Origin of the sequence: Wolbachia endosymbiont of Wuchereria bancrofti, assembly GCF_002204235.2 — a bacterium.
Classification (GTDB): domain Bacteria; phylum Pseudomonadota; class Alphaproteobacteria; order Rickettsiales; family Anaplasmataceae; genus Wolbachia.
In genome coordinates this window covers 1-6,906 of record NZ_NJBR02000085.1, presented here as the reverse complement: position 1 = coordinate 6,906, position 6,906 = coordinate 1, and the positions used below count along the sequence as shown (strand labels likewise).

General features: G+C 35.9%; 4 protein-coding genes. All 4 read left to right on the top strand.

From position 1 onward, the window contains the following. The first annotated feature begins 707 nt into the window (after window positions 1–707). The gene (purE, locus tag CCY16_RS04260; RefSeq protein ID WP_088415206.1) at window positions 708–1,211 is read left to right on the top strand and encodes a 5-(carboxyamino)imidazole ribonucleotide mutase; all 504 of its coding nucleotides are present in this window, start codon (window positions 708–710) and stop codon (window positions 1,209–1,211) included. Window positions 1,212–1,215: 4 nt separating this feature from the next. Continuing rightward, window positions 1,216–3,105, top strand: coding sequence for a DNA mismatch repair endonuclease MutL (gene mutL / locus CCY16_RS04255; protein WP_088415204.1), 1,890 nt, complete (start codon window positions 1,216–1,218; stop codon window positions 3,103–3,105). 1,426 nt (window positions 3,106–4,531) lie between these two features. Further along, window positions 4,532–4,702, top strand: coding sequence for a hypothetical protein (locus tag CCY16_RS05670; protein WP_179946071.1), 171 nt, complete (start codon window positions 4,532–4,534; stop codon window positions 4,700–4,702). 110 nt (window positions 4,703–4,812) lie between these two features. Then, window positions 4,813–6,906, top strand: a 2,094-nt coding sequence (locus CCY16_RS04245; protein WP_088415208.1) for a 2-oxoglutarate dehydrogenase E1 component, incomplete at its 3' end; no start/stop codon positions are given.

Here is a 6,906-nt window from a genome sequence, read left to right as displayed (position 1 = left end):
TCATGACAGAATTCATTCGCAGTATTCCTCAGCCACTAACAAGTAGCGGTTGTCGGTAAATCTTCAGCTACAAATATTTAAGAAATCCACTAAGTAAGAAAAAGACAAAAGAAGCCCTAGTTAATATCTATTTAAAAACATTAGCGTTTTTTTATGTTTTAAATACTTAATAATCGCGACTCAGTTGTTTTTTATTGCAACTAACCTTTAGTCATAAATGTTTTAGAAATTTACTAGGCGAAAAAAAGGCAAAAGATATACCGTGGTAGATAGTATTTACTCTCTAATCCTGCAAATTAGCATATTATACTGTCCTAAACACTTTGTAAGTATAAGCGAGTTTCAACTTATATAGGTAAAAACCTAGAAATGTTGTGAAGACATAAGGTACATATAGTGCAAAAAGTTAAACATAAGATGCCAATTATATAATACTTTGTCATTTTAATCTGCACAGATTGAAGGTAACTTAATACCTCCAGTATCGTGATAAGGAGGCTAGCTAGGTTTGTAAAGTAGTTTTTTGTATTTCTGTGAGCTACTGATCCTTCAAATTACAATGTTCGCGCATTTGTGCGCTCTAATGCGAATGCTTATTTAAAATTTCTATTTAAGGAGAGGGTTTTATGTCATATACTATATTCACAGTATGATTCAAATATTTGTTGCTTTTTAGCTGAAACACTATTTAGTTAGTAAGTAAAGTTATGTCGAATATGGCAGAAATAAAAAAAGATGTTGCTGTAATTATGGGGAGTGAATCAGACTATAGCACTATGGTTCATGCTGTTGATATGTTAACAGAATTAGGAATTTTGCATGACGTATTTGTAATATCTGCACATAGAACACCAGAAAGGCTCTTCAATTTTGCTAAGTCTGCACAAGAAAAAGGCTTTAGAGTTATTATAGCAGGTGCGGGAGGAGCAGCTCATTTACCTGGTATGGTTGCATCGCTCACTTATTTACCCGTTATCGGTGTTCCTGTGCATAGTAAACAGTTAAATGGGCTGGATAGTCTATTATCTATAGTGCAGATGCCAAAGGGTGTGCCAGTTGCAACAATGTCTATAGGAGAAAGTGGGGCTTATAATGCAGCAATTGCTGCTGCATCTGTACTGTCAATTTTTAACAGCGAAATTGCTGATAGGTTAAAAAAATGGAGAAAGAAACAGACCGAAGTAGTAAAGGAAAAACCAGCATCACAGTAAATTTATGGCAATAATTCTTTTAGATACAAAAACCATAAATCGTATAGCTGCAGGAGAGGCTATAGAAAGACCAGCTAGTGTAGTCAAGGAATTAGTTGAGAATGCAATAGATGCTGGAAGCTCGGAAATAGAGATAAAAGTAGAGAGTGGTGGGTGTAACCTTATTACTATCACGGATGATGGAGATGGAATAGAAAAGAGCGATTTAGAGCTTGCCTTTATGCGCCATGCTACTTCAAAATTGAGTGATAGTGAATTAATAGAAATCAAGCATCTTGGCTTCAGAGGAGAAGCTCTGTCTTCAATTGCAGCAGTGAGTAGAATTAAGCTATCATCTAAGGCAAAAGGAGCAAGTGAAGCGTGGTCTATAAGTTATGAAGGTGGAGAAAAAATAGGTGAACTTATTCCTTACTCTTTACCACAAGGCACACATATTGAGGTCCGTGATTTGTTTTTTGCCACTCCCAATAGACTAAAATTTCTAAAAACCGAAAGGGCAGAAATTCAAAGCATTGTTGACATTGTGAATAACTTAGCTATGATCAATTATAGTATTGGGTTCACTCTCACTTCTGGTAGTAAGAAACCTCTAAAATATACTAAGCAGACTTCGTTATTTAGTAGACTATGTGAAATAGAAGAAGAATTTCAAGACAATTCTCTAGAAATTAATGAAGAAGGGGACGGCGTCAGACTAACAGGACACATCTGTAAACCGACGGTCAATCGAGGTAAGTCTGATATGATCTATACATTTGTAAATGGAAGGCCAATAAAAGATAATTTACTTGTTGGTGCGGTTCGTTACGCATATCACGACTTCATTTCAAGCAATAGGTATCCTTTTGCAACATTGCATTTAGAAATACCATACGATCAAATAGATGTGAATGTGCACCCAAATAAATCGGAAGTGAGATTTCAAAATAAGAGGCTGATATATGAAATAGTGAGAAGAGGGTTAATTAAGGCATTATCAACAAGAACAGGCACCTCTGCAGTGAGTAATATTGATAGGTCTAGGTGTAAAGATATTGGAAAGGAAACGAGTGGTTTACCTTTTGATGTTAGTGAAAGTCAAGGAAATGATGAGCGTATTAATAATGGAAAAAGCAGAGAAACAAAAAGTGAAAGAGAATTGTACGAAAGGAGACCAAGTCCTCTTGCAAATCGGCTAATGAAAGAATCCAACTCACCAAATGTAGGAAAGAAAGGCTTGTCAGAACGATCAGTATCGTTTGATTATACAGGTATACAGAAATCCTTGTCACAAGCGGAAACTGTGGTTCTAGAGAGAGAGCAAATTGATTTGATAGAGAACCATCCTCTAGGGTTTGCACGCTGTCAGGTCTATAACACTTATATTATTGCTGAGGCTAGAGGCAAATTGATTATAGTTGACCAGCATGCAGCCCATGAAAGGTTAGTGTATGAATGCCTAAAACAAAAATCAAGTATAAAAAGACAAAAACTACTTCTTTCTGAGGTAGTTGAAATCAAAAATCAAGCTGGAATGGAGATGGTTGAAGTCTATAAGGATAAGCTTTTCGAAATGGGTTTTGATATTCAAATCAACCCAGAGAACAAGGTTATAGTAAAAGAAATCCCTGCAATTTTAGGAACAATAGATGTAAAAGAGATGCTAATTGATATAGTCGATAGATTGATGGAAATAGAAGATATGTTGCCAATAGAAGATAAAGTGAACAAAATATTGGCCACTATTGCTTGTCATGGGTCAATTAGAGCAGGCAGGACAATGAAATTGGAGGAGATGAATGTGTTGCTGAGGCAAATGGAAGAAACACCATATTCTGGGCAATGCAATCACGGAAGACCAACTCATATAGAAATGAAACTAAGTGATATAGAAAAATTGTTTGAGCGTAGGTAAAAGTTGCCATAGACATGAAAATTTTTAGTGTTCTTCTCGTCATTCCAGCACGTGACGAATTTTTTTAAGCCATAGAAACGGAACTGAAATTACTTGACAAACCTTGCCAGCCCTTTTATCAATAGCACTAAAGCTAATTATTTATCTTCTCTGTACAGATTAAACGACAAAAAAACTTAACATATCTGACATCTCATGTTTAATTTCTTGCATTACATGCATCTCATATCTTTTACATTGTTGTTTACATTAACAACTAGTGCTGTAAATTGCGCCTACTAAGTGCTTAAAAACATTAAAAAAATGCCAACTGATAAAATGATAGTGGATAAATAGCTGCCGCAGGATTTCTTTTTCTTTTTTAGTTTGGTTAAAAAATTAATCAATTTTTATTAGGAACTACTTGCCTTCCTAGTAGACTTAAATAGTCATAGCAGTGTTAACATAAAAGATTAGACTTTCTGGGACTTTTTAGTTACACTAGAGTATAGTTCACTATTAGTAGAGGTAGTTATTATGAATGAAGAAGAAGCTTTAAAAATATTATGCTTAAATGTAACCCCAGTGAAGAAGACATCAGAAAAGCACGTGATATACTAGCTCTTCAGTATCATCGAGACAAAAACTCGGACAAAGAACAGGAAGAATTTTAAAAAGCCGAAGAAAATTTTTAACAGTTACAAGCTGCATATAAGCTTCTTGCTGGAACAGGTGCAAAAGAGGCCATGCTACTCCATGACGAAGACTTAGATAGAGTTAGCTCTATCTAAAATTTTGCTTACATACGGCTCTCTTCAATCAAGATATAGGATTTCTTAACAAGCTCTTTTTAAGTTCAAGAGCAGTAAAGATAAAAAATTTAGTAATTACATTAATGAAATGTGTGTACAGGGTCACTTGCCGTCAGATGCTACTATCAATTCATATAATATTGATCTTGCAAACCTGCATTAGAGAATGGCGCTAACCCTAACATAAAAATATTTCGTGAGTATACTTTATTATGTTATCCAGGAATTATCGGAATTATCATATATGGTAATATTATAAAAACTACTTTTAGAGTACGGTGCTGACCCTAATACACGAGTATATAGTCTTGCTCCATTAGATGTAGCTGCACATGATAAGTTCTATGAAGTTGCAAAATTCTTTAAAATATGGTGATGATCCTAATACAGCCGGTCATCATGCAAAAGGTTACTACGTGAGGAGATTCATAGAACACACTCCATATTTCGCTAACAGTGGGATAATAAATTGTATTAAGGCACTTGTTTTGTCGCACAGCACAATGACAAAGTTAAAAAGTTGATGGCTGAATATGGTAGTGTTGATAGACGCTATACTATTAGTTAAGCTGGGCTTTCTCGTTGTTGCCTAATGGTAGAGCTTCTGCTACTTTGTTTAGTATAGCTCCTCCCTGGTGCTATATACTCGCGCGGCAGTATTTGCATTTGCCGCGTATTTCTTCGTTAAAAATGCCATACAGGCTGCATTTTTTGCAAAAATAAAAGAACTTTCTCCTGAGTTTGCTGAAGTTATTACTGAAAAATTAGTAAATAATGTTAAGCTAAATACTGAAAATAATCCTTAAAGAACTGATAATGTAATGACTTAATTCGCGGGTATCAAAAAAGTTCTTTTTTAAAAAACTTAAGTTATACTTATAAGTATTTGATACCTTTTATAGTGGTTATGCTAGATTTGAGAAGTAGCTCCTGCCTTTATGGTGATAACGTGGAATTTGTAGAAGAAATGTATAACCGTTATCTGCAGGGCGACAAGTCAATCGGGGAGGATTGGTACAGAATTTTTTCAAGCAATTTAGAAGTTAATAAAGCAGAACCTTGCGGTGTGCAGCACGTGACCAAGGCAGATGATTCGGCGGCAAATTTTTTTAGATCTTATGGTCATTTTTTTGCAGATCTTAATCCATTGTCATCAAATGTAAGTAAAGAAATAAATTATCAGAAATATTCAAATCTCTCTACAGCGCATGATGCCGAAATCTATAGAGATATTTACTGCAAAGACATTGGTTTTGAATTTATGCATATTTCCTCTTATGAAGAGAGAATATGGCTGCAGGAAAAGATCGAAAATCAAACTTACAAGCTGAGCTCGCAAGATAAAAAGGAAATACTCAGACACTTAATCGAATCTGAGATGTTCGAACAATTTCTCCATACGAAATTTCCTGGACATAAGCGTTTTTCTATTGAAGGTGGGGAATCAGCTATTGTTGCAATTGAGAGAATTATTAGTGATTCCACGACTTTTGGTATTGAGGAAATAGTTCTTGGTATGGCTCACCGCGGACGGCTTAACGTTCTGACCAAAGTTATGGAAAAAGAATATGCAGCAATGTTATCTGAATTCCAAGGTAATCTTGCATATCCAAGTGATCTTGAAGTGTCTGGTGATGTTAAATATCACCTTGGTTATTCTTCTGATCGAATGCTTGCTGACGGTAAGATAATACATTTAAGTTTGTGCCCTAATCCATCTCACCTTGAAGCGATCAATCCAGTTCTAGTTGGAAGAATGAGAGCAAAACAAAAAATAAGATCTGTACTTGGAATATCAATTCATGGTGATGCAGCTTTTATCGGTCAAGGGGTGGTTGGCGAAACCCTGACCTTGAGCAATATTGAAGGATATAAAGTAGATGGTATTGTACACGTTGTAATTAATAACCAAGTTGGTTTTACTGCTAATCCATGCTGTGCACGGTCATCTTTTTATTGCACTGACATAATTAAATCTATAGAAGCTCCAGTGTTTCACGTAAGTGGAGATAGTCCTGAAGCTGTAAATTTTGTTGCAGGTCTGGCAATGGAATATAGGCAGAAATTTAAGAAAGACGTGGCGATTGACATAATATGCTACCGCAAATATGGCCATAATGAAGGAGATGAGCCTAACTTTACCCAGCCGCTCATGTATAAAATAATATCAAAGCATAAAACTCCAGGAACGCTATATGAAGAGAAGTTGACTGCAGATAAAGTATTAAGTGGTGACGAAGTAAATAAATTACGCAGTGAGTTCAGGGCAAGATTGGATAAAAGTCTTACTGAATCAGTAGCTTACGCTCCAAAAAAAGCTGACTGGTTCGATGGAGCGTGGTCAAAATTAAGAAGAGCAAAGTTGAATAATCTGAACGAATATTATACAGATTCTGGTGTCTCACAAAGTGAGCTGAAAAAGCTAGGTGTACTCATAAATAGCAATATTCCAAGCAGTTTTAATATCAACAATAAAGTCAGAAAAATACTTGATGGAAGAATAGAGAATATAAATTCCGGCAACAATATAGACTGGGCAACGGCTGAGAGTCTTGCATTTGCATCATTGCTCACAGAAGGAATAGGTGTGCGTCTGTCAGGACAGGACTCTGGTCGAGGTACTTTCTCACACCGCCATTCAAGGCTTGTTGATCAGGTGACAGAAGAAGCATTTATTCCATTGAACAATATAAATAAAGAGCAAGCTCACTTTGAAGTCATAGATAGCGCTTTATCAGAGTATGCTGTGATGGGCTTTGAGTATGGATATAGCCTTGACTCTCCATATTCACTGGTGATTTGGGAAGGACAATTTGGTGATTTTGCGAATGGTGCACAAATTATGATCGACCAGTTTATTGCGTCTGCAGAAACAAAGTGGTTGCGATCAAGTGGTTTGGTTTTATTGTTGCCTCATGGCTATGAAGGTCAGGGGCCTGAGCATAGCTCTGCGCGTATAGAGAGGTTTTTACAACTCTGCGCGGAAGATAATATGCAAGTAGTTAATTGC

Excerpts from the sequence above, each read along its gene's own strand:
- purE (WP_088415206.1), top strand. The coding sequence starts at position 708 with ATGTCGAATATGGCAGAAATAAAAAAAGATGTTGCTGTAATTATGGGG.
- mutL (WP_088415204.1), top strand. The coding sequence starts at position 1,216 with ATGGCAATAATTCTTTTAGATACAAAAACCATAAATCGTATAGCTGCA.